The organism is Bhargavaea sp. GQ12 (genome assembly GCF_059758705.1).
The window spans coordinates 1-24,516 of the sequence record NZ_JCAXEU010000010.1; the positions used below are offsets into that span (position 1 = coordinate 1).

Below are 24,516 nucleotides of genomic sequence, written 5' to 3' on the forward strand. Positions count from 1 at the left end.
CAAAAAACAACTCGTTTTTCTCCGCCTGCTTTAATTTGGGGACTTATTGGACAGCCCCAGTCAACATAGGCTTGGCCCTCACCGTGTTTCCTTGATCACATTGCGAATGGTTCCAGTTTGTACGTTGCTGAACGGGCGCTTGCGCTTTTGATCCGTCCAGCTCCAGCGCCCAACAACTAGCAAACTTCACCCTTCTCCATTGCGATAAGTCAACATCGGTTCGTTCCTCACCGTGTTTCCTTTATCACATTGCGAAGGGTTCCAGTTTGTACGTTGCTGAACGGGCGCTTGCGCTTTTGTACTTCTCCAAAGTTTGCCATGCCTACGCCGGGTTGGGTATAGTGGAATTGGTGAATACTTGATACAAATTTGAATGAAAACGAGGTGTCCCATGTTTACGGAAACTCGATTGACACAAGGCGTCCGCCTGTATGTACGCAGGACCGAACAGTTTAAAACGGTCACGTTCTCGATTCGCTTCAAGCAGCCGCTGACTTCAGAGGGGGCTTCAGAGAGGGCCGTCCTGGCCAACATACTGGAAGACAGTACTGAAACCTATCCGAGCCGCGCTGCCCTCCGACAGGTACTCGAGACCATGTACGGAACTCTTTACTATACAGATGTCGGCAAACGGGGGGGCTACCACTATCTGTCGGTTAACGCCGAGTGTGTGGATGACCGGCTCATCCGTGACGAAAACATCACGGACTGGACGATCCGTCTTCTGGCGGATGCCGTGCTCCGGCCGAATCTTCAGGATGGTGTATTCAAACAACAGGTGTTCGAGCGGGAAAAGCAGACTGTGCTTGAACGTGTCCGCTCCCTGTATGACGATAAGACACGCTTTGCGCAGCAGCGTCTGCTGACGCTCCTGCGCCCGGAAGGCCCGGAATCCATACGCGCCACAGGAGAGGAGGCTCATCTTGAGGCGCTGACGCCTGAAAAGACAATGGCGGCCTATCGCAGGATGATCGACGAAGATGAGATCGAAATCTACGTCGTCGGAGCTGTCGATGAAGAGGCTGTCACATCCGCGCTAAAGGAAGCGTTCCATTTCGAGGGGAGGGTTCCGGCCGTGCTGCCTGAGAAAGCGGAACGCGGAAACGGCAAGGAAGGACGGGTGTCCGAAAAGCAGAACATGAAACAGGGCAAGCTGCATATCGGCTTCAGCACTCCTGTTCTGTTCGGCACCGAAGATTTTCCGAAGATGCAGCTGGCGAACGGCATCTTCGGCGGCTTCCCGCATTCAAAACTGTTCATGAACGTCCGGGAAAAGGAAAGCATGGCCTACTATGCAGCGAGTTCTTATCTTTCCCGCTACGGATTGATCACAGTGTCAGCCGGAATTGACGCGGATCTTGCCGACAAGGCCACCAAACTGATTGACGAACAGCTTGAGGCGATGAGGGCAGGCGAGATTTCTGATGAAGAGCTGAGCCAGACAAAGGCAATGCTCGCCAATCAGCTCCGGGAAGCTCTGGATTCTTCTAGGGGCCAGATCGAGATTTTCGACCAGTACAAGGATCTGCCGGGAGGATTCACACCGGAGGGCTGGATTACAAAATGGGAACCCGTCACGCCTGAGGATATCCGGAAAATGGCCGAAAAAATTGAACGCCAACTTGTCTATCTGCTCTCCGGAAAGGAGGAATCTGCTGATGCAAATGCTTGATTACAGCCGCGTCAATGAAAAGCTCTACCACGAGACCCTTCCAAATGGGCTGCAGGTTTTCATACTGCCGAAATCCGGTTTTTCAAAGACTTACGTTTCGTTTACGACCAAGTACGGCTCCATCGACAATACCTTCACCCCGCTCGGCAAAGATGAAGTTGTCCGCGTCCCTGACGGAATCGCGCATTTCCTCGAGCATAAAATGTTCGAAAAGGAAGACGGCGATGTATTCCAGAAATTCGGGATGAACGGGGCGTCCGCAAATGCCTTTACATCATTTACACGGACCGCTTATCTGTTTTCCGCTACGGACAACCTTTATCCGAATACGGAATTGCTCCTGGATTTTGTGCAGGCACCTTATTTCACAGAGGAGACCGTTGAAAAGGAAAAAGGGATCATCGGCCAGGAAATTACGATGTATGATGACCTTCCGGACTGGCGGGCCTATTTTGGCACAATTGAAAACCTGTACAAAGAGCACCCTGTGAAGATCGACATTGCAGGAACGGTCGAATCGATATCGGACATCACGGCGGATCACCTGTATGAGTGCTACAATACGTTTTATCACCCATCCAACATGCTCCTGTTTGCGGTCGGTTCAGTCGATCCCGAGGAAATGATGGAGTTTATCCGTAAAAATCAGGCGTCGAAGACATTCGACAAGCCGGAACGCATCGTCCGGCAGTTCCCTCAGGAAAAGATGGAATCAGCCGTGAAGGAAGGCAGCCTGGAGATGGATGTCTCCAAGCCGAAGGTCCACGTCGGCATTAAACTTCCGGCATTGTCGGAAGAGGGGCTGCAGGGGCTGAAGGAGGAACTGGCTTATCAGATTCTGATCGACCTTCTGTTCGGCAAAACCTCGAAGTTCTATACAGAAGCGTATGAGGAAGGTCTGATCGATGAATCGTTCTCCACAGATTTCACCGCCGAAGAAGGGTTCGCCTTTTCGGTGATCGGCTCAGATAGCGCCAAGCCTGAAGAGCTGACCCGGAAAATCTATGACACGCTGCAGCGGGCATCAGATAAATTTCCATTTGGACAGGACGACCTGGAACGCCAGCGCAGGAGAAGGATCGGCTTCTTCATGCGCGCCTTGAACTCTGTCGAATACATCGCCAATCAGTTTACCCGATATGCATTCAACGGCATGAATCTGTTTGACACCGTAACCGCGTTGGAGGCGCTGGAAGTTAAGGATCTCCAGACAGTTCTCGCTCCGCTTGCCGATGAGCAGGCGCGCACCGTCTTTACCGTAAAACCTCCGGCGAATGGCGGGTGAGCCCGCTCAGGACTGCGGCTGTACTCGGTGCATCCGGAGGCATCGGTACGGCTGTCGCTGAACGGCTTGCCGCCTCAGGGTGGTCGCTATACCTTCATTACAACGCTTCCCGTGAGCCGGCTGAGGCATTGCAGAGCCGGCTGACAGAAGCATTTCCGGACCAAAGATTCGTGGCAGTGCAGGCGGACTTTGCCGTTCCGGACGGAGGAGAGCGCCTGGCCGCGGCTACAGGCGGCCTTCAGGCGGTTGTCTCCTGTACCGGGCAGGGAATGGCCAAGCTGATGTCGGATACGGATATGGATGACCTGGATGCACTTTGGCGTGTGCATGTTGCCAATCCTATGCGGTATATCGGCCTGGTTTCAGAAAAACTCAGGCGCCATCCCGTTTCCCATGTGGTCATGATCGGTTCGATCTGGGGAGACACGGGTGCTGCCGGCGAGGTGGCCTATTCTGCTGTCAAGGGTGCCGTCCACGCATTCGTCAAGGCATATGCCAAGGAAGCAGCCGCCTCCAATTTGCTTGTGAACGCGATCTCGCCAGGTTGGATCGAAACGGAAATGAACAGTCACCTTGATGAAGAAGAGCGGCGGATGGCTTTCGGAGAAATTCCCCTGATGCGTCCCGGTTCTCCGGAGGATGTGGCCGGTGCCGTAGATTTCCTGCTCGGAGAACAGGCGAGGTACATCACCGGGGAAATCATCCGGGTCAATGGCGGCTGGTATATCTGAAAGATGGCGGCAGACTGGAGCAACCGGCTCCGGTCCGCCGCCTTTTGTTGCGAAAACCGCCCGGCTATCTCTTTTCTTCAATAGGCAAATCCGATATGATAGAACTACATTGCGCATCCGGCGCCGATGGAGGCGACCCAAGTTGAGTGAATGGTACATGGAATATGAAATCGAAGTAAACCGGCCGGGGCTTCTGGGGGAAATTTCCTCACTTCTCGGCCTGCTCCGCGTCAATATCGTGACGATCAACGGAGTGGACCAGGGCAGGAGGGGCATGCTGCTCCGGACGGAAAATGATGATGCCATCGAACGGTTTGAGCTGATCGCTTCCACGATGGACATGATTAATGTCAGGAAACTGCGTCATCCCAAGCTCCGCGATATCCTGGCCGTCCGTCACGGCCGATACATTCAGCGGGATGCAGATGATAAGAAGACATTCCGTTTCGTGCGGGATGAGCTCGGCATCCTCGTCGATTTCATGGCGGAGATCTTCAAACAGGAGGGCCACAAGCTGATCGGAGTACGCGGCATGCCGCGGGTTGGCAAGACGGAATCGGTTGTGGCGGCGAGTGTAAGCGCGAATAAGAAATGGATCTTCCTTTCTTCGACGATGCTCCGGCAGACTGTCAGGAGCCAGCTTGCCGGTGATGAATTCTCCCCGGATAATGTCTTTATCCTGGACGGGATTGTAACCCGGAAAGCGTCGGACGAACGGCATATGCAGCTCGTCCGCGAGATTATGCGCCTTCCGGCAATCAAAGTAGTGGAACATCCCGATATGTTCGTGCGTCTTTCCGAATACACGATGGAGGACTTCGATTACATCATTGAAATCCGTCGTGACGAAGATGAAGAGATCACCTATGAGAAGCTGGAAGAGAACGACAGGATGTCGAGCCGGAGCGGGATGGATTTCGGATTCAATATTTGATAGGCAGGTGTTTCGGTTGTCCGAATTGGGCGCTCGGCTAAAACAGGCGAGGCAGGAAAAAGGCTACTCGCTTGAAGATTTACAGGAAATCACAAAGATACAGAAACGCTATCTTGCCGCCATCGAGGAAGGCAAGTTCGGCATCATGCCCGGCACTTTCTACGTCCGGGCATTTATCAAGCAATATGCTGAGGCGGTTGGCCTCGACGCGGATGAAATGCTTGCCATGTATAAGGCGGAAGCACCGGAACCGCCTCTGACAAGTGAAGCATCGGGCATGACGGCCCCTGCAATGAGGCGGACCTCCATGAGACGTGCCGGCAAAACAGCCGAAGCGATGCCAAAAGTCATTCTGGCGCTGTTTATTGTCGTGGCAATCGGCATCGTCTGGTTCCTGAAGGCTAACCAGGCTTCAAACACTGAACCGGCTGAGGAAATTGCCGAGACGGAGAGCACGGTGCAGGTCCAGCAGGTGGGTCCTGAGGAAAACGGAGAAGGCGCACCAACGGAAGACGGGGAAGCGGATAAAGAGGAGCCGGCAGAAAAAGAGGCGGAAAAAGAAACAGAAAAAGCCGAACAGCCGGAAGAACCGGAAGCACCCAAGGCCACTCTCGCGGTTGACAGGTCCGAAGGGGAAAACACCTTTTATAACCTCGCCGGCACCGACAAGGCGACCGTAACGCTTACGGGGAAAGGGCGTTCCTGGATTACTGTTACAGACAATACCGGTAAGCAGTACTTCAGCAAAAGCCTGGAAACCGGACAGACAGAGACAATTGAGGCACAAGGGGTCCAATGGCTCCGATTCCGTATCGGTTATGTGCCTGGCGTGGAAATCGCTGTGAACGGCAATCCGCTCACCTATGCAATTCCCGGGGCGGAGCGGGTGACCCAGAACATCATTATCCAGATTGGATCTGTACAATAGTCATCTTCAGGGATGACTTATTTTTTTTGAAAGGCGGAATCATACATGAATTTACCGAATAAAATCACCGTGGCCAGGATTCTGCTGATCCCGGTGTTTATCCTCTTCATGCTTGCCGACTTCGGGATGGACACCATCAGCGCCGGCGGAGTGGATCTCCCGATTGAGCATCTGATCGGTGGAGTAATCTTCATCATTGCTGCACTGACAGACTGGTTTGACGGCCATCTTGCGCGCAAATACAACCTCGTCACGAATATGGGAAAATTCCTCGACCCTCTGGCTGACAAGCTTCTTGTCTCGTCGGCACTCATCATCCTTGTGGAAATGGGCTTTGCGCCATCTTGGGTTGTCATTCTCATCATCAGCCGCGAATTTGCGGTGACCGGACTTCGCCTGATCCTTGCCGGCGGAGGTGAAGTCGTGGCGGCGAATATGCTCGGGAAGATCAAGACGACCACACAGCTGATCGCCACCATCTTCCTTCTGCTCCATAATGTCTTCTTTGAAGCTGCGGGCATCCCGTTCGGCACGATCATGCTATATATCGCACTCTTCTTCACGGTTTGGTCAGGTGCAGATTACTTCTATAAAAACCGCCGTGTACTGCTGGAATCCATGTAAGGGGGAGTCGTCATGAAAGCGGAAATCATTGCTGTCGGTTCTGAATTGCTTCTTGGGCAGATCAGTAACACGAATGCCCGTCATATTTCGGCAGGCCTTGCCGAAATCGGAATCAGTGTTCATTACCATACTGTGGTCGGTGACAACGCGGATCGGCTTGGCCAAGCCATCCGGATCGCCGAGTCCCGCTCGGATCTGCTGATCTTCACCGGGGGGCTCGGCCCGACAAAAGATGACCTGACGAAAGAAACCATCGCCCGCCATGCCGGAACCCGACTGGTGTATGACGATGAAGCACTCGTCTCGATCCGGGCCTGGTTCGACCGCATGGGGCGCGAGATGACGGAGAACAACAAGAAACAGGCACTGATCCTCGAAGGGTCAACGGTGCTGCAGAATCACCATGGCATGGCTCCCGGTATGTTGCTTTCCGCGGACGGTCATCATTATCTTCTCCTGCCGGGACCGCCCAAGGAAATGGAGCCGATGTTCACCGTTCTGGCGAAACCGCTTCTAGCCCGGCTTGCCGGCTTCTCGGGACCGATCGCATCAAAAGTTTTCCGTTTTTACGGAATCGGAGAGGCTGAACTGGAACACCGGATGGCCGACTTGCTGGACAACCAGTCCAACCCTACACTTGCACCCCTCGCGTCCGATGGTGAAGTGACGATCAGGGCGACCGCAAAAGCGGCAACGCGGGAAGAAGCGGAGAAGCTGCTGGATGGTTCTGAAACTGAAATCCGCAAGATTGCAGGCAAGCACCTGTATGGCTATGACGATGAGACACTCGTGTCGAAAGCGGCAAGCCTTCTGATCGGAAACGGCCTGACGATATCCGCCGCGGAAAGCCTGACGGCCGGATTGTTTATGTCGGAACTTGCGGAACAGCCCGGCATCAGTGCCGCGTTGGCGGGTGGCATGGTGACTTATACTGCACAAGCAAAACAAGAACAGCTCGGACTTCCGGAATCCCTTCTGGAGGAGAAGGGGGCAGTCAGTGAGGAGACTGCCACTGCAATGGCGGTGGCGGTAAGAGGGAAGTTCGGCACCGATTTCGGCGTCGGGCTGACCGGGGCAGCGGGACCGGACCCTCATGACGGCAAGCCCGGCGGCACCGTCTGGATTGCCATCGCTTCCGGAGAAGGTATCCGGACACGCCGTCTTCTCCTATCCGGCATGCGCAACACAAATCGGATCCGAGCCGTAAAGGCTGCAATGCATATGCTGATCAATATTATCAGCGAAACGTCTGCCCGCTCTGAATAAAAAAGAAAAATGAGGCGCCGCGAATTTCAATTTCGGCGCCTTTTCTGATGCTGAAATTGAAAAACAGCCTTTTCTAAAGCCTTGAATTTAAAATACGGTATGCATAAAAGTCGAATGGATGTTCGCTTTTTTCTTGTGTTTTTCTCAATAACCGAGTATAGTAGAGACAGTAAGAAAACCAGCATATACCCATGAGGAGGAACAAGTTTGAGCGATCGCAAAGCTGCATTGGATATGGCACTAAAACAGATTGAGAAACAATTCGGGAAGGGTTCCATCATGAAACTCGGCGAGCAGACAGACCGCGAGATTTCCACATCCCCGAGCGGCTCGCTCACACTCGACGCCGCACTCGGCGTAGGCGGGTACCCGCGGGGCCGGGTTGTCGAGATCTATGGACCGGAAAGCTCCGGTAAGACGACGGTTGCCCTGCACGCCATCGCGGAAGCACAGGCGGCAGGAGGCACGGCCGCCTTCATCGACGCGGAACACGCTCTCGATCCGGTCTATGCACAAAAGCTGGGCGTTAACATTGACGAACTACTTCTGTCCCAGCCGGATACGGGGGAACAGGCACTGGAAATCGCAGAAGCGCTCGTACGCAGCGGCGCGATCGACATCCTTGTCGTTGACTCCGTTGCGGCGCTTGTGCCGAAAGCGGAAATCGAAGGCGAGATGGGGGATGCCCACGTAGGCCTCCAGGCCCGCCTCATGTCCCAGGCGCTCCGGAAACTCTCCGGCGCGATCAATAAATCGAAGACCATCGCGATCTTCATCAACCAGATCCGTGAAAAGGTCGGCGTCATGTTCGGTAACCCGGAAACCACACCGGGTGGCCGTGCGCTTAAATTCTACAGTTCTGTCCGGCTTGAAGTCCGGCGTGCGGAAGCGATCAAGCAAGGCAACGACTTCGTCGGTAACCGGACCCGGATCAAGGTCGTCAAAAACAAAGTGGCTCCACCGTTCCGCACAGCGGAAGTTGACATCATGTACGGTGAGGGGATTTCCCGTGAAGGGGAGATCATCGACCTTGGCGCGGAAGAAGATGTCATCCAGAAAAGCGGTTCTTGGTATTCATACAATGGCGAACGCCTTGGACAGGGCCGCGAGAATTCCAAGCAGTTCCTGAAGGAGCACCCTGAAATCCGTAAAGAGATTGCAGGTAAGATCCGTGAAGCCTACGGCTTGAACGGCCCTCAGATTGCTGCACCTGAAGAAGAAGAGTCCGAAGATGAAATCTTTGACCTGCTCGTGGATGACGAAAAGTAAGAAACTGTCCGGTTTCCGACCGGATCCTGCCGGCAGCGGCGCCCGTTCTTTCTGAAGAACTGCGGCCCCGCTGCCGGTTTTTTATAGGGAAGGGCACCATCGCGGAAAAGGGCTTCACCCCGGAAGGGAAATGCCCTGAAACTGCATTCGCCCGACCTTGACAGCGCTTTTAACCGCCGGTACAATTGAAGATGGATAGATTTATCCAATGACCATCATGACAGAATTTATGCAAGACCGGCATGAACAGCATGAATGCCCGGCATGACGCCGGACAGGTTTGAACAGACGAATGAAAGCAGGGGGAGGTGACCTCAATGGTTGAAGTGATCATCTCCGCTTTGCTCGGACTCATCGTCGGTGCAGTTGTTGGCTATTTTGCCTTGAAACAAGTGAACGATTCTAAAATGACCGGTGCGAAGCAGTCTGCCGAATCCATCGTGGAAGACGGCAGGCGCGAAGCGGAGGCACTGAAAAAAGAAGCGCTACTTGAAGCGAAAGATGAAACTCACAAACTACGGACAGAAGCCGAATCGGAAATCCGGGAACGCCGTGCGGAACTTCAGCGGCAGGAGAGCCGGCTGTTGCAGAAGGAAGAGAATCTTGACCGCAAGGAGGATGCGCTGAACAAACGTGAAGCGGGTCTGGAGCGCAAGGAAGACGCTTTGGCCGAACGACAACAGCATATCGCACAGATGGAGAGCAAAGCGGAACAGCTCATGAGCGAACAGCAGACTGAGCTTGAACGCGTATCGGCACTTACCAGGGACGAGGCACGGCAGATGATCCTATCGGAAGTGGAAACTGAGCTTTCGACGGATATCGCCGTCATGACCAGGGAAGCCGAACTGCGGGCGAAAGAAGACTCCGATAAAAAAGCCCGCGAGATTCTGTCACTGGCACTGCAGCGTTTTGCTGCCGACCACGTGGCTGAAACGACAGTATCGGTGGTCAACCTGCCGAATGATGAGATGAAGGGCCGGATCATCGGACGAGAGGGCCGGAATATCCGAACTCTCGAAACGCTAACCGGCATTGACCTCATTATCGACGACACACCGGAAGCGGTTATCTTGTCTGGCTTTGATCCGATCCGCCGCGAAATTGCACGGTTGGCATTGGAGAAGCTGGTACAGGATGGACGGATCCACCCGGCCCGCATCGAAGAAATGGTGGAAAAATCCCGCAAAGAGGTCGACGAGCAGATCCGCGAAGCGGGCGAGCAGACGACATTCGATCTGGGAATCCACAATCTCCACCCGGATCTCATCAAGATCATCGGCCGGCTAAAATACCGGACAAGCTATGGCCAGAACGTCCTGAAGCACTCAAAGGAAGTGGCCTATCTTTCTGGTCTGCTTGCAGCGGAGCTCGGATTCAAGGATTCCGACATTGCGCTAGCACGCCGTGCCGGATTGCTGCATGATATCGGGAAAGCGATTGACCACGAGGTGGAAGGCAGCCACGTCGAAATCGGTGTAGAACTTGGCTCGAAGTACAAAGAGCATCCGGTTGTCATCAACAGCATCGCGTCCCACCACGGGGATACCGAGCCGACTTCGGTGATCGCAATTCTCGTGGCGGCAGCCGACGCTCTGTCGGCCGCACGCCCGGGCGCGCGGAGCGAGACGCTGGAGAACTATATCCGCCGTCTTGAAAAGCTCGAGGAAATCGCTGAAGACTATGATGGTGTCGAGAAGTCCTATGCCATCCAGGCAGGGCGTGAAGTTCGCATCATCGTACGTCCGGATCAGGTGGACGACATTACCGCCCACCGGCTCGCAAGGGATATCCGGAAAAGGATCGAAAGCGAACTCGATTATCCGGGTCACATCAAAGTGACTGTCATCCGGGAAACCCGGGCAGTCGAATACGCAAAATAACAGCACGCAAAGGCTTCCCGGGAAAGTCCGGGAAGCCTTTTTCATTGCTGAAACGGAAAGGGGAGAGAACGAATGAAAATATTGTTTATCGGAGATATTGTCGGCGAACCCGGTATGGACATGGTCCGGCGTACATTGCCTGGACTGCGGAGGAAATATTCACCGGATGTGGTCATTGCCAACGGAGAAAATGCGGCATCGGGCAAGGGGCTGCGGCGCCAGGATTATGACGACCTCATCTTCGGAGGGGTGGACGTCATTACGATGGGGAACCACACTTGGGATAAAAAAGAGATTTTTGACTTCATTGACGGGACGGATGCGCTGATCCGGCCGGCAAACTTTTCGGCGGAAGCACCGGGACGGGGAATGACGACTGTCACGAAGGAAGCTGGCCTGCTGACGGTCATCAACCTTCATGGACGGGCGTTCATGCCGCCCCACAATGATCCTTTCGAAGTGGCGGATGAGCTGATCGTTCAAGCCAAAGCCGAGTCGCCGCTTGTGTTCGTAGACTTCCACGCGGAAGCGACAAGCGAGAAGATTGCGATGGGTTGGCATCTGGACGGCCGGGTGACGGCTATGGTAGGAACCCATACCCATGTCCAGACCGCGGACGAGCGGATCCTTCCGGGAGGCACGGCTTATCTTACAGATGCAGGGATGACCGGTCCGTATGACGGAATTCTTGGCATGAGAAAAGAAGAAGTTCTGTACCGCTTCCGCACCAATCTGCCTGCGCGTTTCGAGGTTCCCAAAAAAGGCCGTACCCAATTGGGTGGCTTTTTCGTCGAAGCCGACCCGAAATCCGGAAAGGCCGTCCGGTGTGAAAGAATCCTGATCAACGACGATCATCCGCTAAAAGGGTGAGCAGGCCATTTTGGCCGTCTGTTCATGCGCTATCCGGCAACCGCATACAATATGGCATGGAAGAGTCCGGTTCCATAAGAGCGGAAAAACAGGAGGGATAGGCATGGACTCATTGAAAGTATCCTCACGATCCAATCCGAATTCTGTCGCAGGAGCACTGGTCGCGGTTATCCGGGAGAAAGGATATGCTGAAATGCAGGCTGTCGGGGCCGGAGCACTGAACCAGGCAGTCAAGGCTGTCGCCATCGCACGGGGATTTGTCGCTCCGAGCGGCAATGACCTGACCTGCTCGCCGGCCTTCACAGATATCCTGATTGCCGGAGAGGAACGGACAGCCATGAAACTGCTTGTTGAAAAGAGAAAACGGTGAACTGTCGGCCTCCCGATCCGGGAGGCCGTTCGGTTTGAAACGCGCCCGTCCAGATGTGTCAATGTGCCGACATTCGGACGCCCGGCTTGTCGCATGCATGCCCCGTCTCGTATAATGAGGGAAACCATCCGGTCAACGGCCGGTGAAATTTGTCCGATTGCCGCCCCGGCAAACTGCGGACGGCAGAAAAGGTGGATATGATGGAAAAAACATACACGAAACACGAAATTATCGAGAAGGCGAAAGAACTGGCCGGAATGATCTCCCAGACCGAAGAAGTGGACTTCTTCAAGCGTGCGGAGGCGCAGATCAACGATAACCAAAAGATCCGGGAAAAAATCGCCAGCCTGAAGAGTCTCCAAAAACAGGCGGTCAATTTCCAACAGTATGGCAAGGAGCGAGCTCTCGGCCTTGTCGAAAACAAAATCGAACAGATCGAGAAAGAGATTGACGAAGTCCCGATTGTCCAGGAGTTCAAACAATCCCAGATCGAAGTGAACCAACTGCTTCAGCTCGTGTCCAATACGATTGCGAATGACGTGACCAACCGCATCATCGAGTCCACCGGAGGAGACGTTCTTCGCGGTGAAACAGGCTCTATGGTACGCAACGCTCCCGGTGGCAAACAATAACCGAAAGTCCGAAGGAAGAATTTCCTTCGGGCTTTTTTCACTTCCTGGGCGAATGATGCATAGGATGGAAGTGAACCGAAGAAGGAGGGTTGACCCTGAAAAACTTGCGGCAGATCGTCACGAAAGCGGTAGTCGCCAAAGGAAAGAAGAGATCGGAGTCGACGGAGGTGCTGCGGCCGCCAAATAAGCCGTCGGGCATCCTGGGCTGCTGGATCATCAACCACACCCACCAGTCCAAGAAGTACGGCAAGTATGTAGAAGTGTCCGGCAAGTTCGACATCAACGTCTGGTACTCCCACCATGATCACTCGAAGACGTCGGTTTACACGGAAACAATCAGCTACCGGGACAGAGTCCGGCTCCATTACCGGGACGGTGCGACCGGCGGACACGAAGAAGTGTACATCAAGGTCATCCAGCAGCCGAACTGCACAGAGGCGGTCATCACCAAGTGCGGAGAGAAATTCAGCGTTTCGGTCGAGCGCGAACTCCTTGCAGAGGTGGTCGGAGAGACGAAGGTATGCGTTCAGGTACATCCGGATGACTTTGAGGAAGAATGGCGTTTTGATGATGAGAGTTCGTCATCTTCTGACGGACATGGTGAAGGAAAAGATTATACAAAAGGATTTGGGCACGAGAAGGGCGAGTCCGACAAGGATTCCAGCTCACTCTAAAAGCCGGGGAGCTTCCCCGGTTTTTTCTGTTGTCCGGGTCTCTGATATAATTGAAGGAATACTGAGGTTTACGGGAGTTGTGCAACGATGACAGTAAAAACATTAACACCGATGATGAGGCAATACCTCGAGATCAAGGAAGACTACAAGGACGCTTTCCTGTTTTTCAGGCTGGGCGACTTTTACGAAATGTTCTTTGAGGACGCGCTCAAGGCGTCGCAGATTCTCGAAATCACATTGACTGCAAGAGACGGTGGGCAAACGGGGAAGATCCCGATGTGCGGCGTGCCGTATCACTCTTCCGCCGGTTATATCGAAACGCTTGTCCGCAAAGGCTATAAGGTCGCAATCTGCGAGCAGACAGAGGATCCTGCGCTTGCCAAAGGGATCGTCAGGCGGGAAGTCATCCAGCTGATCACACCCGGGACCCTCACGGAAGGAAGGACTGTCGGTGAGAAGTCCAACGTATATATCGGATCAGCGGGAAGAACACGGAAAGGCGAATACGCACTGGTGCGCATTGATCTGTCGACCGGCGAAGGAACTGCAACCTATGCAGGCCACGATCCAAAATCGCTTATTTCCGAAGCGGAGGCGCTTCAGATCCGGGAAATTGTCGTTCCGGATGAACTGTACCTGGATCTGCACGAGCAGGCCCAGTCGCGGTCGATCCTGCTGTCTATTGAAAACGACGAATCAGAACAGGAAGGTGAGGCAGTGCTCACGGGAGCATGCCCGGAACCGATCCGGCCTTCCGCGGTGCGATTGCTCCGGTATCTGGACCGGACACAAAAACGGTCGCTGTCCCATCTCCGCCCGGTTGTTTACCGTGAGCGGAAATCCGTTTTATCCATCGATCCGAACTCCAGAAGGAACCTCGAACTCGTCCGGTCGATCAGGGGCGGCGGAGAAAAAGGCTCGCTGTTCTGGCTGCTGGACGAAACAGTGACAGCGATGGGCGGGAGAAAGCTCAAACAGTGGATCCATGAGCCGCTGGCCGAGAAGCGCGCCATCCTGGACCGGACAGATGCTGTGGAGGAGCTGATCGGTGATTTCTTCGTACGGGGCGAAATCCGTGAGCTCCTGAAGGGGGTTTATGATATCGAACGGCTGGCGGGCAAGATTGCACTCGGGAATGCCACCGGCCGGGAACTGGCCCAGCTCCGCAGATCCCTCTCGCAGGCCGGGCCGATCGGGAGAGCACTCGAGTCTTCCGGAGGAGATAAGCTGAAGGCAATGGGAGGAGCGATCGATCCATGTGCCGCTGTTCTCGGAATTCTGGAGAAGTCCATCACTGATGATCCCCCTCTCAGCAACAAGGAGGGCGGCGTGATCCGTGAGGGCTATCATGAGCGGCTGGATGAGCTGCGCGATGCCTCAAGGAACGGGAAGGACTGGATTGCCGCTCTGGAAGCGGAAGAGCGCCGAAAGACCGGCATCAAATCGCTTAAGATCGGCTACAACAGGGTATTTGGATACTATCTCGAGGTCACCAAGTCGAATGTCCACCTCGTGGATCAGGAGCGTTATGACCGGAAGCAGACGCTGGCCAATGCGGAAAGGTACATCACTCCTGAACTCAAGCAGAAGGAAGCGATCATCCTCAACGCAGAAGAAGAAGCGCTTCTTTTGGAAGCGGAGCTGTTCCAGGCAGTCAGGGAAGAGGTGAAGCAGCATATCCCCAAGATTCAGGGCCTTGCCGACCGCCTCAGCACCCTGGATGTCCTGACCGCTTTTGCGGAAGTATCGGAAAAGTACCGGTTTGCGAAGCCCGCCTTCCACGCCGGCCGTGAGATGAAAATCACAGGAGGCCGTCATCCGGTAGTCGAAAAGATGCTTGATGACGGATCATACGTGCCAAACGACTGCATCCTGGATGAAGGGGCGAATATGCTTCTTATCACAGGTCCGAATATGTCAGGTAAAAGTACATACATGCGGCAGGTCGCGCTGACTGTCATTATGGCGCAGATCGGCTGCTTCGTTCCTGCAGACCATGCTGAGCTTCCGGTGACTGACCAGATATTCACGCGCATCGGCGCTGCGGACGATCTGGCCGGAGGGCAGAGCACATTCATGGTCGAGATGATGGAATCACGGCTGGCTCTTGCAAATGCGACCCCGGAGAGCCTGCTGCTTTTCGACGAGATCGGGCGGGGCACCTCCACTTATGACGGGATGGCCCTTGCACAGGCGATGATGGAATACATTCATGATGAAATCGGTGCGAATACACTCTTCTCCACCCACTATCATGAATTGACCGGCCTTTCCGAGACGCTCGGCCGTCTGCAAAACGTCCATGTGGCAGCAGCCGAACAAAACGGGCGGGTCATTTTCCTTCATAAGGTGAAGGAAGGGGCTGCGGATAAGAGTTACGGGATCCAGGTAGCCGAGCTTGCCGGACTTCCGGAAAGTGTTATCCGCCGGGCTGATGAACTGCTTGGGGAATTCGAAGCCGACCGGCCCGCGAATGCTCCACAGTCAGAACCTGCAGGCCAGATGTCATTATTCGATGAGGTCCAGGAAGAATCCATGCAAAACGCCAAAGCGCCGGTATCTGATCTGTCGGATGAAATTGAACGGCTGGACCTTCTACGTATGACCCCGATGGATGTTTTCCAATGGCTGCACGGCATGCAGGAACGACTGAGACAGAACGGAAGGTGATCTGATGGGACATATTGTTCTGATGGATGAGCCGCTCTCCAATAAAATCGCAGCAGGCGAAGTGGTGGAGCGGCCGGCATCTGTCGTGAAAGAACTTGTTGAGAATGCAATAGATGCCGGCGGCAATTCAATCGAGGTGAGGCTGGAGGAAGCAGGACTCACCTCCATCCGGGTGACCGACAATGGAAAAGGGATGGACGCGGAAGACGCCCTGCTCTGCTTTTCCAGACATGCAACAAGCAAAATAGGCAATGAGCATGATCTGTTCAGGATCCGGACGCTCGGTTTCCGGGGGGAGGCGCTGGCCAGTATCGCGGCGGTTTCCAAGGTGGACATGAAGACCTCAGACGGCGAATCCGGCGGATGCCGGATCCGCATCGAAGGCACCCGCATTATCGGTCAGGAACCGGCCGCCTACCGGAAGGGAACAGATATCACCGTTTCCCAACTTTTCTTCAATACACCGGCCAGACTGAAATACATGAAGACGATCCAGACCGAGCTCGGACATTCCATCGACTACATGAACCGGGCCGCACTCAGCCATCCCGGGATCGCATTCCGGCTAATCCATAACGGACAGGAGCATCTGAGGACTTCCGGCAGCGGCAATCTGCTCAAGGTCATTTCGGACATCTACGGGGCCGGGACGGCGAGGAAAATGCTTGCATTCAGCGGAGAGTCTGCAGATTATGATGTCTCCGGATATTGCGCGCTTCCTGACATCACACGGGCTTCGAAAAATTATATGACCGTCCTGGTGAACGGAAGATGGGTTAAGAGTTTTGCAGTGACGAAAGCTGTAATCGATGCGTATCACACATACCTGCCGATCGGCCGCTATCCGATTGCCGTCATCGACATTAAAGGCGATCCTTATCTGACGGATGTGAATGTACACCCTGCAAAACAGCAGATCCGACTGAGCAAGGAGCCGGAGCTATGCGCGCTGATCCGTGATGCGGTGAGGCGGGCAGTTGCCGGTTCCATCGGCGCGCCTGCCGCAAAGCCGCCGAAGGAAGCGCGGCCCAAAACGGAGCAGACTTCCATTTGGCATCAGCAGCAAGAGAACCGGGTTATGCCGGAGGCCGGAAAAACCATTTACCGTCCCGCGTCCACGATATCGGGTCTTCCCAGGCCGGATCACCCAGTATCCGAACCCGGAACTTCTGCAAAAACATTCGAAGACGGCCTGCAGCTTTCGGTTCAGGAAAACAATCCAAATGAGGAAGCATCCCGTTTTCCTTCGGATGTCCAGGTAATCGCCGAACCTCCTGCCCGTACAGAAACTGAGGATCATACGGAACCTGCTTCTGATTTTGTCCGGGATGCCCACAGAACGGACGAGCATTCCAGGAAAGTCCCGTTCGGCGAGCTCGAGGTGGTCGGCCAGATTCACGGCACATATATTGTCGCACAGAGCACGGACGGGTTTTATCTGGTGGACCAGCATGCCGCCCAGGAACGGATTAAATACGAGTATTTCCGTGAAAAAGTAAAGAGGGCGGACGGCAATGAACGCCAGGCGCTGATGATTCCGATGACCTTCCATTATCCGCCGGATGACATGGAAAGGATCCGTGAACAGCGGGAGACATTGGCATCGGTCGGTGTGGATATGGAGGAGTTTGGAAACAGGACGTTCGTCGTGCGGGAGCACCCTGCCTGGTTCCCTGCAGGATCGGAAGAGGAAATCATTGATGCCCTCGTGGAACAGGCGATGGAAGAACGCAGTGCCGATATCGGCAAACTGCTTGAGGAGACTGCGATCCTGATGAGCTGCAAACGTTCGATCAAGGCCAATCACTATCTGACCCGCGCGGACATGGAGCGGCTTCTCCATGATCTGGGCCAGGCGGAAAGTCCCTATACATGCCCGCATGGCAGGCCGGTCATCATCCATTTCTCCACGTACGAAATCGAAAAGATGTTCAAGCGCGTCATGTAGGACGAAAGGGGAGAGCTGTATGGAAACTTACATTCTTTCAATCGATCAGGGAACGACCAGTTCCCGCGCCATCCTGTTTGACCGGGAGGGCCGGGTGGTCCACTCCGCACAGCAGGAGTTCAGGCAGTATTTCCCGCAGCCTGGCTGGGTGGAGCATGATGCCAATGAAATCTGGGGATCAGTCCTTTCCTGCATCGCGGCGGTGATGACCGAAAGCGGCACTTCCCATGATCAGATCGGGGCGATCGGCATCACGAACCAGCGGGAGACAACAGTCGTCTGGGACAGGAAAACCGGACGCCCTGTCCACCGCGCCATCGTCTGGCAGTCGCGCCAGACACAGCACATCATTAATGAACTGAAGGATGCCGGGCATGAGCGCCTGTTCAGGGAAAAGACGGGTCTGGTGATGGATCCTTATTTTTCCGGGACGAAGGTGAAGTGGATTCTCGACAAGGTAGAGGGAGCGAGGGAAAAGGCAGAGTCGGGTGATCTTCTGTTCGGCACGATCGACAGTTTCCTGATCTATAAGCTGTCGGGGGGAGCCGTGCATGTGACCGATGTGACAAACGCTTCGCGCACGCTTCTGTTCAACATCCACGATATGAAGTGGGACGAGGAACTGTGCGGCATCCTCGATATTCCGATGAAGATGCTTCCTGAAGTGCGGCCTTCATCCGAAGTGTATACCCACACCGATCCATCCGTTTTCTTCGGCGGCAAAGTGCCGGTTGCCGGTGCGGCGGGCGATCAGCAGGCAGCACTTTTCGGCCAGGCCTGCTTCGAGAAAGGCATGGCGAAAAACACATACGGTACAGGCTGCTTCATGCTGATGAATACGGGCAAACAGCCGACAGAATCACGTCATGGACTCCTGACGACCGTCGCCTGGGATATCGGTGACGGGCCGGTGTATGCTTTGGAAGGCAGTGTGTTTGTGGCAGGTTCCGCGATCCAGTGGCTTCGTGACGGGCTTCGCATGCTCAAAAAGGCCGGGGACAGCGAACAGTATGCGGCAAGGGTCAGTTCTGCAGACGGTGTCTATGTAGTGCCGGCATTCGTCGGTCTCGGGACGCCTTACTGGGATCCGGATGCCCGCGGCGCGATTTTTGGCCTCACACGCGGCACGGAGAAGGAACATTTTATCCGTGCCACACTCGAGTCTCTCGCCTACCAGACAAAAGACGTCCTGGATGCCATGGAGAAGGATGCCGGTATCCCCGTCAAGCGTCTCCGGGCGGACGGCGGAGCCGTCGATAACAGCTTCCTTATGCAGTTCCAAAGTGACATGCTTCAGTCCGAAGTGGAACTGTCCGAGCTAAAAGAGACGACCGCACTCGGTGCCGCCTATCTGGCGGGGCTGTCGACCGGCTTTTTTAAGGACTGCGACGAAATCACAACGATGTGGCGGTCCAGACAAGTGTTCGCTCCGGAGATGGACCCCGGGAAGCGGGACCGTCTGTACGGCGGATGGCAGAAAGCGGTGGAAGCAACGCGTTCGTTTAGAATGTGAGAGGAGTGGCGACCATGTTTTCAACATTGCTCAGGCCGAAGATGAAACAGCATGCCTCAAAATTCAAATTCGATCTTCTGGTCATCGGAGGAGGGATCACGGGTGCCGGTATCGCACTGGATGCCGTGACAAGAGGGATGTCCGTTCTGCTCGTCGACATGCAGGACTTCGCGGAAGGCACGTCCAGCCGGTCTACAAAACTCATCCATGGGGGTCTGCGATACTTGAAGCAGATGGAGCTGAAGATCGTCGCCGAAACCGGACGGGAGCGGAAGATCGTCTACGAAAACGCCCCCCATGTAACCGAGCCGGAACGGATGTTGCTGCCATTTTACAAGGGCGGCACATTCGGCCCGTTTATGACATCTGCCGGACTGGCCATGTACGATCGTCTGGCCGGAGTGGAGAAAAGCGAGCGCAGGACGATGCTTTCGCCGGAGGAAACGCTCCGGCTTGAACCGCTCCTGAACCGGGAGGGTCTGCTCGGGGGTGGCCATTACGTGGAATACCGCACGGATGACGCACGCCTGACGTTAGAGGTCCTGAAAAAAGCCGCTGAAAAAGGGGCCCTCTGCCTGAACCACTGCAAGGCAGAAGCGTTCATCTATGACAGGGAGGGCAAAGTCGCCGGCGCTCATGTCCGGGACAGGTTGGACAATAGCCGTTTCCGTGCGGAAGCGGAGCATGTGGTCAATGCCACAGGACCATGGGTGGATGAAGTGAGGGAACTGGATGACGTCAGCAACGGCAAACACCTCCGCCTCTCGAAGGGTGTTCATATTGTTATCAGCCAGTCCCGTTTCCCGCTCAGGCAGGCTGTTTATTTCGACGGTCCTGACGGCAGGATGATTTTCGCCATCCCGAGGGACGGCAAGGCCTATATCGGCACGACCGATACGTTCTACGATGGTGATCCTGCAAAAGTTGCAGCAACCGAAGAAGATGTTGAGTACCTTCTAAAGGCCGCTAACAGTATGTTTCCGGGTGTCAGACTGGTCAGGAATGATGTGGAGTCCACTTGGGCGGGAGTCCGGCCGCTGATCCATGTGGAAGGAAAGAACCCCTCGGAAATTTCCCGGAAGGACGAAATCTGGGAATCTCCATCGGGACTCCTCACCATGGCCGGAGGCAAACTGACCGGGTACAGAAAAATGGCTGAGGATGCCGTCGACCGGATTGTCCGGCGATACAATGGCGGTACGTTCGGTCCGTGCATTACAAAAAACTTGCGCCTGTCCGGCGGAGATTTTGACGATCCGGACCATTTGGAAAACTTCATCAGGGGCAAAGCGAATGAGGCGGAACTATACGGCCTTACGTATGAAGATGGGCTCGAAATTGCCGGTTTCTACGGCACGAATGCCGATCTGGTCTTTCGTTTTGCCCATGCTGCAGGTGACGGTGCTGGTCTCAGTGCCGCTGTCAGGGGGCGCATCCTCTATGCGATCCATGCGGAGATGGCCGCAACACCGGCTGATTTCCTCGTACGAAGAACGGGCTGGATGTTTTTTGATGCCGGCCGTGTACAGGAGGAAGGAAGCAAGGTTGCAGCATACATGGCGGACCTGCTATCCCTGAGCTCGGAGGAAAAAGTAAAGATGCTTGATGAGCTTGACCTTGCCATCGGACAGACGGCAGGTCTGCAAGGAGGATGACCGAGTGGAGAGATTGACCATCCAAACGACTGACGGCCATATGGTCAGTGCGTTTGTAGCTGAGCCGGAAGGGCGGCCAAAGGGCCATATACACCTGCTACATGGAATGGCCGAACACATCGGCAGATACGAAGAGTTTGGAGAAGAGTTAAGGAAGGCCGGCTTCATTGTCAGCGGTCATGACCACCGCGGCCACGGGAGGACGGAACGGCTAAACGGCATCAGGGGGTATTTCGCTGAGGAAGACGGATTTGAACGGGTTGTGCAGGACGTCTATGAAGTCGTTTCCCTGATCCGCCAAAACCGGCCATCCCCCGTCTTCACGATATTCGGGCATAGCATGGGTTCTTTTGTGGCAAGGCGCTATACACAGCGCTACGGGGATACTTTGGACCGGGCCGTCTTCATGGGCTCGGGCGATCATCCCGGCCCTGCCATCATGGCGGGGCGACTGGTTGCGAGGGCATTCAGTGCCGCGGGAATGGAAAAAGAGCCGAACCAGTTATTGAACTCTCTGACGTTCGGTGGCTATAACCTTCAGTTTCCCGATGCGGAGACGCCATTTGACTGGCTGACGGATGATGCCGAGGAAGTCAGGGCGTACTTGGACGATGAAGAATCCGGGTTTGTTTCGACCACGGGATTTTTTTCGGATCTGTTCGACGGGCTTGACCTGATCCATAAAGACCGTGAAGTTGCCAGAACGCCTGCAGGCTTGCCGATTCTGCTGATTTCGGGTGCGCAGGATCCGGTCGGCAAGAGCGGGGCGGGTATCTGGAATGTCGCCCGCCAGTATTCGGAAAACGGGATCGAAAATGTCACCGTTTATCTTGTGGATGATGGCCGCCATGAGATTCTGCATTCGCCGAAAAAAGGCCGCGTCACCGAATTTATCAGGGAGTGGATCTTGCAATGACCGGTAGCTTGTACCCGGAAGTGGTGGCAATCGTGGGCCCGACGGCATCGGGAAAAACCGCATTAAGTGTCAGCCTGGCGGAAGCGGCAGGCGGCGAAGTCATTAACGGTGACGCGTTCCAGGTCTACCGCGGCCTGGATATCGGCACGGCAAAAATCACCCCTGAAGAGATGCACGGCATTCCGCACCATCTGTTTGATATCTTGGGTCCGGGTGACGATTTTTCAGTGGCGGACTACCAGAGGCTTGTCCGTGAGAAAATTGCGGAAATCCGTTCAAGAGGTAAGCTTCCGATCATCGCAGGCGGCACGGGCCTCTACATCCAGTCAGTCCTGTTCGATTTCCGGTTCACCGAGCAAAAACACGATCCGGTTCTTAGGGAGCGGCTGGAGGACATCCTGCAGGAACAAGGGCCCGGCCGGCTTCATGAGCTCCTTAAGGAACAGGACCCTGCCGCTGCAAAGGAAATCCATCCAAACAATACGCGCCGTGTATTGCGCGCCATCGAGATTGCATCCCTCACCGGCAAGTCGAAAAAAGAGGCGGAAGGAAGCAAAGGCTCGGAGCCGCTTTACGACCATCTGATCATCGGCCTGGCAATGGACCGGGACATCTTATACGAGCGGATCAACCAACGGGTTGACCTCATGATCCGGGAAGGCTGGACAGAGGAAGTCCTGCGACTCTTGAATGCAGGGTTCGGCGACAGCCAGTCCATGAAGGCAATCGGATATGGCGAGATTGCATCCTATCTGAATGGCGAGACGGATCTGGAGCAGGCACTTGACCTGACAAAACGCAATACGAGGCGCTATGCAAAGCGCCAGCTCACCTACTTCAGGAACAAGCTGGACGTGCACTGGCTTGAGGCATCGGACGGTACACGGCAGAATACGGAAAAAATACTTACAATGATGAAGGATTTCGGGTCGGTGAAAAGGAATACATAAGACAAGGCCCATGCCAACATAAAGAGAGAGCGGAGGAATAGGTGCAATGAAGTCAGCAAACATCCAGGATACGTTCCTGAACCAGATCCGCAAAAACGGGATTTTCGTAACCGTGTTCCTGACCAATGGTTTTCAGCTAAAAGGGCAAGTGAAGTCCTATGACAACTTCACAGTGCTGCTGGAGACGGACGGAAAACAGCAGCTGATCTACAAGCATGCGATCTCCACGTTCGTCCCCGCCCGTCCGGTCAATCTGGCGCCAAAGGAAGAATCAGCAGAAACGGTGTGAACAATGACGGGCTTCCGGGAAGCAGATGTGCGATGCTTCCCGGAAGCCTGTCTGCTGTTTTTACCGGAAAGCCGATGCCTCGTCTTTATCCGCAGCAGTCCGGCAATGCGGTATACTGGTGGATGACTATGCACCAGAGAGGAAAGAGGACGTTTGAACAACATCATGGACATCACAGGACAAATCGGTACTTGGAAAAAGGATGCCGAGCAAAAAATTACCCCCTTCCTGAAGAAGGCGGATGACATCGCGCTCTTTAACCAGGCAAAAGTACTTGCTGCTTTTAGGGAGAATCGGGTTTCCGACCATCATATGAACCCATCGACGGGCTATGGATACGATGACGAGGGGCGCGAGGTACTGGAGCGGGTGTATGCCTCAACTTTCGGTTCGGAATCGGCACTTGTCCGCAACCAGATCATTTCGGGCACCCACGCCATTTCCATCGCCCTATTCGGGGTGCTCCGACCCGGGGACGAACTGTTGTATATCACGGGTGAACCTTATGATACGCTCGCCTCGATCGTTTCGGGACCGGAAGGGAAAGACACGGGCTCACTCCGTGATTATGGGATCTCCTACCGCCATATCGACCTGAAACCGGACGGAACTGTCGATTTCGATGCCGTCAGTGATGCCGTAACCGAAAAGACGGCAATGATTGCCATCCAGCGTTCGAAAGGATATTCCCTGCGTCCGAGTTTTACAGTCGGCCAGATCGGAGAGATGGTGCAGAAGGTCCGGGAGATTGCGCCAAAAGCGATCATTTTCACTGATAACTGCTACGGAGAATTTGTCGAGACTGCAGAACCGACCGAGGTGGGGGTCGACCTGATGGCAGGCTCACTTATCAAAAACCCCGGCGGAGGTCTCGCCAAAACCGGCGGCTATTTGGCTGGACGTGCAGATCTTATTGAAAAATGTGCTTATCGGATGACTTCTCCGGGTATAGGAGCAGAGGCGGGTGCGTCGCTTGGTACGCTCCCCGACATGTATCAGGGCTTCTTCCTCGCTCCTCATGTGACGGCACAGGCCGTCAAGGGTGCGATTTTCACATCGGCGATGCTGGAAGCGGCGGGCATGTCTACTTCCCCGCACTATACTTCGGACCGGACGGACCTCATCCAGTCGGTGTCTTTCAATGATGCTGAACAGATGATCCGTTTCTGCCGGGAAATTCAGGCACATTCACCTGTTAATGCCCACTTTGCACCGGAACCGTCGTACATGCCGGGCTACGAGGATAATGTCATCATGGCGGCCGGCACCTTCGTGCAGGGCTCGAGCATCGAATTGACAGCGGACGGCCCGATCCGCCCGCCCTATACCGCTTATATCCAAGGCGGTCTTACATACGAACATGTACAGATCGCGATTCTTGGCGCGCTTGATGCGCTGATGAAAGAAAACCTGCTTAAAAATTGAAAGGATGGTAAC

21 protein-coding genes are annotated in these 24,516 nt (G+C 54.7%); all 21 read left to right on the forward strand.

The genetic code is table 11. The annotated features are described in order from the left end of the window. Window positions 1-391: 391 nt before the first annotated feature. The 21 genes from yfmF to AC6CHQ_RS10360 all read left to right on the forward strand — a co-directional run bounded on the left by yfmF (window position 392) and on the right by AC6CHQ_RS10360 (window position 24,504). Window positions 392-1,672 (forward strand): EF-P 5-aminopentanol modification-associated protein YfmF, encoded by a 1,281-nt coding sequence (yfmF, locus tag AC6CHQ_RS10260; RefSeq protein ID WP_251240459.1) that lies wholly within the window; start codon window positions 392-394, stop codon window positions 1,670-1,672. After that, a complete protein-coding gene (yfmH, locus tag AC6CHQ_RS10265) occupies window positions 1,659-2,957 on the forward strand; it encodes an EF-P 5-aminopentanol modification-associated protein YfmH (RefSeq protein ID WP_498081512.1) in 1,299 nt (432 codons plus the stop codon). Before yfmF ends, yfmH begins: the two co-directional genes overlap by 14 nt. Further along, window positions 2,954-3,688, forward strand: coding sequence for an elongation factor P 5-aminopentanone reductase (gene ymfI / locus AC6CHQ_RS10270; protein WP_092048871.1), 735 nt, complete (start codon window positions 2,954-2,956; stop codon window positions 3,686-3,688). The genes yfmH and ymfI overlap by 4 nt, the downstream gene beginning before the upstream one ends. Window positions 3,689-3,830: 142 nt before the next feature. Beyond that, window positions 3,831-4,622, forward strand: a complete 792-nt coding sequence (locus AC6CHQ_RS10275) for a DUF3388 domain-containing protein (RefSeq protein ID WP_092048868.1) — start codon at window positions 3,831-3,833, stop codon at window positions 4,620-4,622. A 16-nt stretch (window positions 4,623-4,638) separates the two neighbouring features. Next, on the forward strand, window positions 4,639-5,550 hold the full coding sequence (locus AC6CHQ_RS10280; RefSeq protein ID WP_498081513.1) for a helix-turn-helix domain-containing protein: 912 nt from the start codon (window positions 4,639-4,641) through the stop codon (window positions 5,548-5,550). 45 nt (window positions 5,551-5,595) lie between these two features. Next, window positions 5,596-6,174, forward strand: coding sequence for a CDP-diacylglycerol--glycerol-3-phosphate 3-phosphatidyltransferase (gene pgsA / locus AC6CHQ_RS10285; protein WP_498081514.1), 579 nt, complete (start codon window positions 5,596-5,598; stop codon window positions 6,172-6,174). Between the two features lie 12 nt (window positions 6,175-6,186). Next, window positions 6,187-7,440 (forward strand): competence/damage-inducible protein A, encoded by a 1,254-nt coding sequence (locus AC6CHQ_RS10290; RefSeq protein WP_498081515.1) that lies wholly within the window; start codon window positions 6,187-6,189, stop codon window positions 7,438-7,440. A 207-nt stretch (window positions 7,441-7,647) separates the two neighbouring features. After that, the gene (recA, locus tag AC6CHQ_RS10295) at window positions 7,648-8,709 is read left to right on the forward strand and encodes a recombinase RecA (protein WP_092048859.1); all 1,062 of its coding nucleotides are present in this window, start codon (window positions 7,648-7,650) and stop codon (window positions 8,707-8,709) included. A 317-nt stretch (window positions 8,710-9,026) separates the two neighbouring features. Then, window positions 9,027-10,592, forward strand: a complete 1,566-nt coding sequence (gene rny, locus AC6CHQ_RS10300) for a ribonuclease Y (RefSeq protein ID WP_092048857.1) — start codon at window positions 9,027-9,029, stop codon at window positions 10,590-10,592. Between the two features lie 72 nt (window positions 10,593-10,664). Next, window positions 10,665-11,462 carry a TIGR00282 family metallophosphoesterase gene (locus AC6CHQ_RS10305; protein WP_251240463.1) on the forward strand — a complete coding sequence of 266 codons (798 nt, stop codon included), beginning with the start codon at window positions 10,665-10,667 and terminating at the stop codon, window positions 11,460-11,462. Between the two features lie 103 nt (window positions 11,463-11,565). After that, on the forward strand, window positions 11,566-11,832 hold the full coding sequence (locus tag AC6CHQ_RS10310; RefSeq protein ID WP_008297102.1) for a stage V sporulation protein S: 267 nt from the start codon (window positions 11,566-11,568) through the stop codon (window positions 11,830-11,832). A 200-nt stretch (window positions 11,833-12,032) separates the two neighbouring features. Further along, window positions 12,033-12,464, forward strand: coding sequence for a YlbF/YmcA family competence regulator (locus AC6CHQ_RS10315; protein WP_251240464.1), 432 nt, complete (start codon window positions 12,033-12,035; stop codon window positions 12,462-12,464). Window positions 12,465-12,559: 95 nt separating this feature from the next. After that, window positions 12,560-13,138 carry an outer spore coat protein CotE gene (cotE, locus tag AC6CHQ_RS10320; protein ID WP_177168278.1) on the forward strand — a complete coding sequence of 193 codons (579 nt, stop codon included), beginning with the start codon at window positions 12,560-12,562 and terminating at the stop codon, window positions 13,136-13,138. A gap of 87 nt (window positions 13,139-13,225) precedes the next feature. Further along, window positions 13,226-15,808 (forward strand): DNA mismatch repair protein MutS, encoded by a 2,583-nt coding sequence (gene mutS / locus AC6CHQ_RS10325; protein ID WP_251240465.1) that lies wholly within the window; start codon window positions 13,226-13,228, stop codon window positions 15,806-15,808. 4 nt (window positions 15,809-15,812) lie between these two features. Continuing rightward, window positions 15,813-17,756: a DNA mismatch repair endonuclease MutL gene (gene mutL / locus AC6CHQ_RS10330; protein ID WP_498081516.1), complete on the forward strand. Its 1,944-nt coding sequence runs from the start codon at window positions 15,813-15,815 to the stop codon at window positions 17,754-17,756. Between the two features lie 19 nt (window positions 17,757-17,775). Continuing rightward, the gene (gene glpK, locus AC6CHQ_RS10335; protein WP_251240467.1) at window positions 17,776-19,269 is read left to right on the forward strand and encodes a glycerol kinase GlpK; all 1,494 of its coding nucleotides are present in this window, start codon (window positions 17,776-17,778) and stop codon (window positions 19,267-19,269) included. A gap of 14 nt (window positions 19,270-19,283) precedes the next feature. After that, window positions 19,284-20,924: a glycerol-3-phosphate dehydrogenase/oxidase gene (locus tag AC6CHQ_RS10340; protein WP_498081517.1), complete on the forward strand. Its 1,641-nt coding sequence runs from the start codon at window positions 19,284-19,286 to the stop codon at window positions 20,922-20,924. 4 nt (window positions 20,925-20,928) lie between these two features. Beyond that, entirely contained in the window at window positions 20,929-21,840 is a 912-nt protein-coding gene (locus tag AC6CHQ_RS10345; RefSeq protein WP_498081518.1) for an alpha/beta fold hydrolase, read from the forward strand. Then, the gene (gene miaA / locus AC6CHQ_RS10350) at window positions 21,837-22,790 is read left to right on the forward strand and encodes a tRNA (adenosine(37)-N6)-dimethylallyltransferase MiaA (protein WP_498081519.1); all 954 of its coding nucleotides are present in this window, start codon (window positions 21,837-21,839) and stop codon (window positions 22,788-22,790) included. Before AC6CHQ_RS10345 ends, miaA begins: the two co-directional genes overlap by 4 nt. A gap of 46 nt (window positions 22,791-22,836) precedes the next feature. Beyond that, entirely contained in the window at window positions 22,837-23,079 is a 243-nt protein-coding gene (gene hfq / locus AC6CHQ_RS10355) for an RNA chaperone Hfq (protein ID WP_092048837.1), read from the forward strand. A gap of 165 nt (window positions 23,080-23,244) precedes the next feature. Continuing rightward, window positions 23,245-24,504, forward strand: a complete 1,260-nt coding sequence (locus tag AC6CHQ_RS10360) for a methionine gamma-lyase family protein (RefSeq protein ID WP_498081554.1) — start codon at window positions 23,245-23,247, stop codon at window positions 24,502-24,504. The last annotated feature ends 12 nt before the right edge of the window (window positions 24,505-24,516 follow it).

What these genes read in the sequence shown, in the direction of transcription:
- AC6CHQ_RS10315 (WP_251240464.1), top strand. Translation starts at nt 12,033, where the DNA reads ATGGAAAAAACATACACGAAACACGAAATTATCGAGAAGGCGAAAGAA.
- AC6CHQ_RS10310 (WP_008297102.1), top strand. Translation starts at nt 11,566, where the DNA reads ATGGACTCATTGAAAGTATCCTCACGATCCAATCCGAATTCTGTCGCA.
- yfmH (WP_498081512.1), top strand. Translation starts at nt 1,659, where the DNA reads ATGCAAATGCTTGATTACAGCCGCGTCAATGAAAAGCTCTACCACGAG.
- hfq (WP_092048837.1), top strand. Translation starts at nt 22,837, where the DNA reads ATGAAGTCAGCAAACATCCAGGATACGTTCCTGAACCAGATCCGCAAA.
- AC6CHQ_RS10360 (WP_498081554.1), top strand. Translation starts at nt 23,245, where the DNA reads ATGGACATCACAGGACAAATCGGTACTTGGAAAAAGGATGCCGAGCAA.
- miaA (WP_498081519.1), top strand. Translation starts at nt 21,837, where the DNA reads ATGACCGGTAGCTTGTACCCGGAAGTGGTGGCAATCGTGGGCCCGACG.
- pgsA (WP_498081514.1), top strand. Translation starts at nt 5,596, where the DNA reads ATGAATTTACCGAATAAAATCACCGTGGCCAGGATTCTGCTGATCCCG.
- AC6CHQ_RS10340 (WP_498081517.1), top strand. Translation starts at nt 19,284, where the DNA reads ATGTTTTCAACATTGCTCAGGCCGAAGATGAAACAGCATGCCTCAAAA.
- mutS (WP_251240465.1), top strand. Translation starts at nt 13,226, where the DNA reads ATGACAGTAAAAACATTAACACCGATGATGAGGCAATACCTCGAGATC.
- rny (WP_092048857.1), top strand. Translation starts at nt 9,027, where the DNA reads ATGGTTGAAGTGATCATCTCCGCTTTGCTCGGACTCATCGTCGGTGCA.
- AC6CHQ_RS10290 (WP_498081515.1), top strand. Translation starts at nt 6,187, where the DNA reads ATGAAAGCGGAAATCATTGCTGTCGGTTCTGAATTGCTTCTTGGGCAG.
- mutL (WP_498081516.1), top strand. Translation starts at nt 15,813, where the DNA reads ATGGGACATATTGTTCTGATGGATGAGCCGCTCTCCAATAAAATCGCA.
- AC6CHQ_RS10305 (WP_251240463.1), top strand. Translation starts at nt 10,665, where the DNA reads ATGAAAATATTGTTTATCGGAGATATTGTCGGCGAACCCGGTATGGAC.
- glpK (WP_251240467.1), top strand. Translation starts at nt 17,776, where the DNA reads ATGGAAACTTACATTCTTTCAATCGATCAGGGAACGACCAGTTCCCGC.
- yfmF (WP_251240459.1), top strand. Translation starts at nt 392, where the DNA reads ATGTTTACGGAAACTCGATTGACACAAGGCGTCCGCCTGTATGTACGC.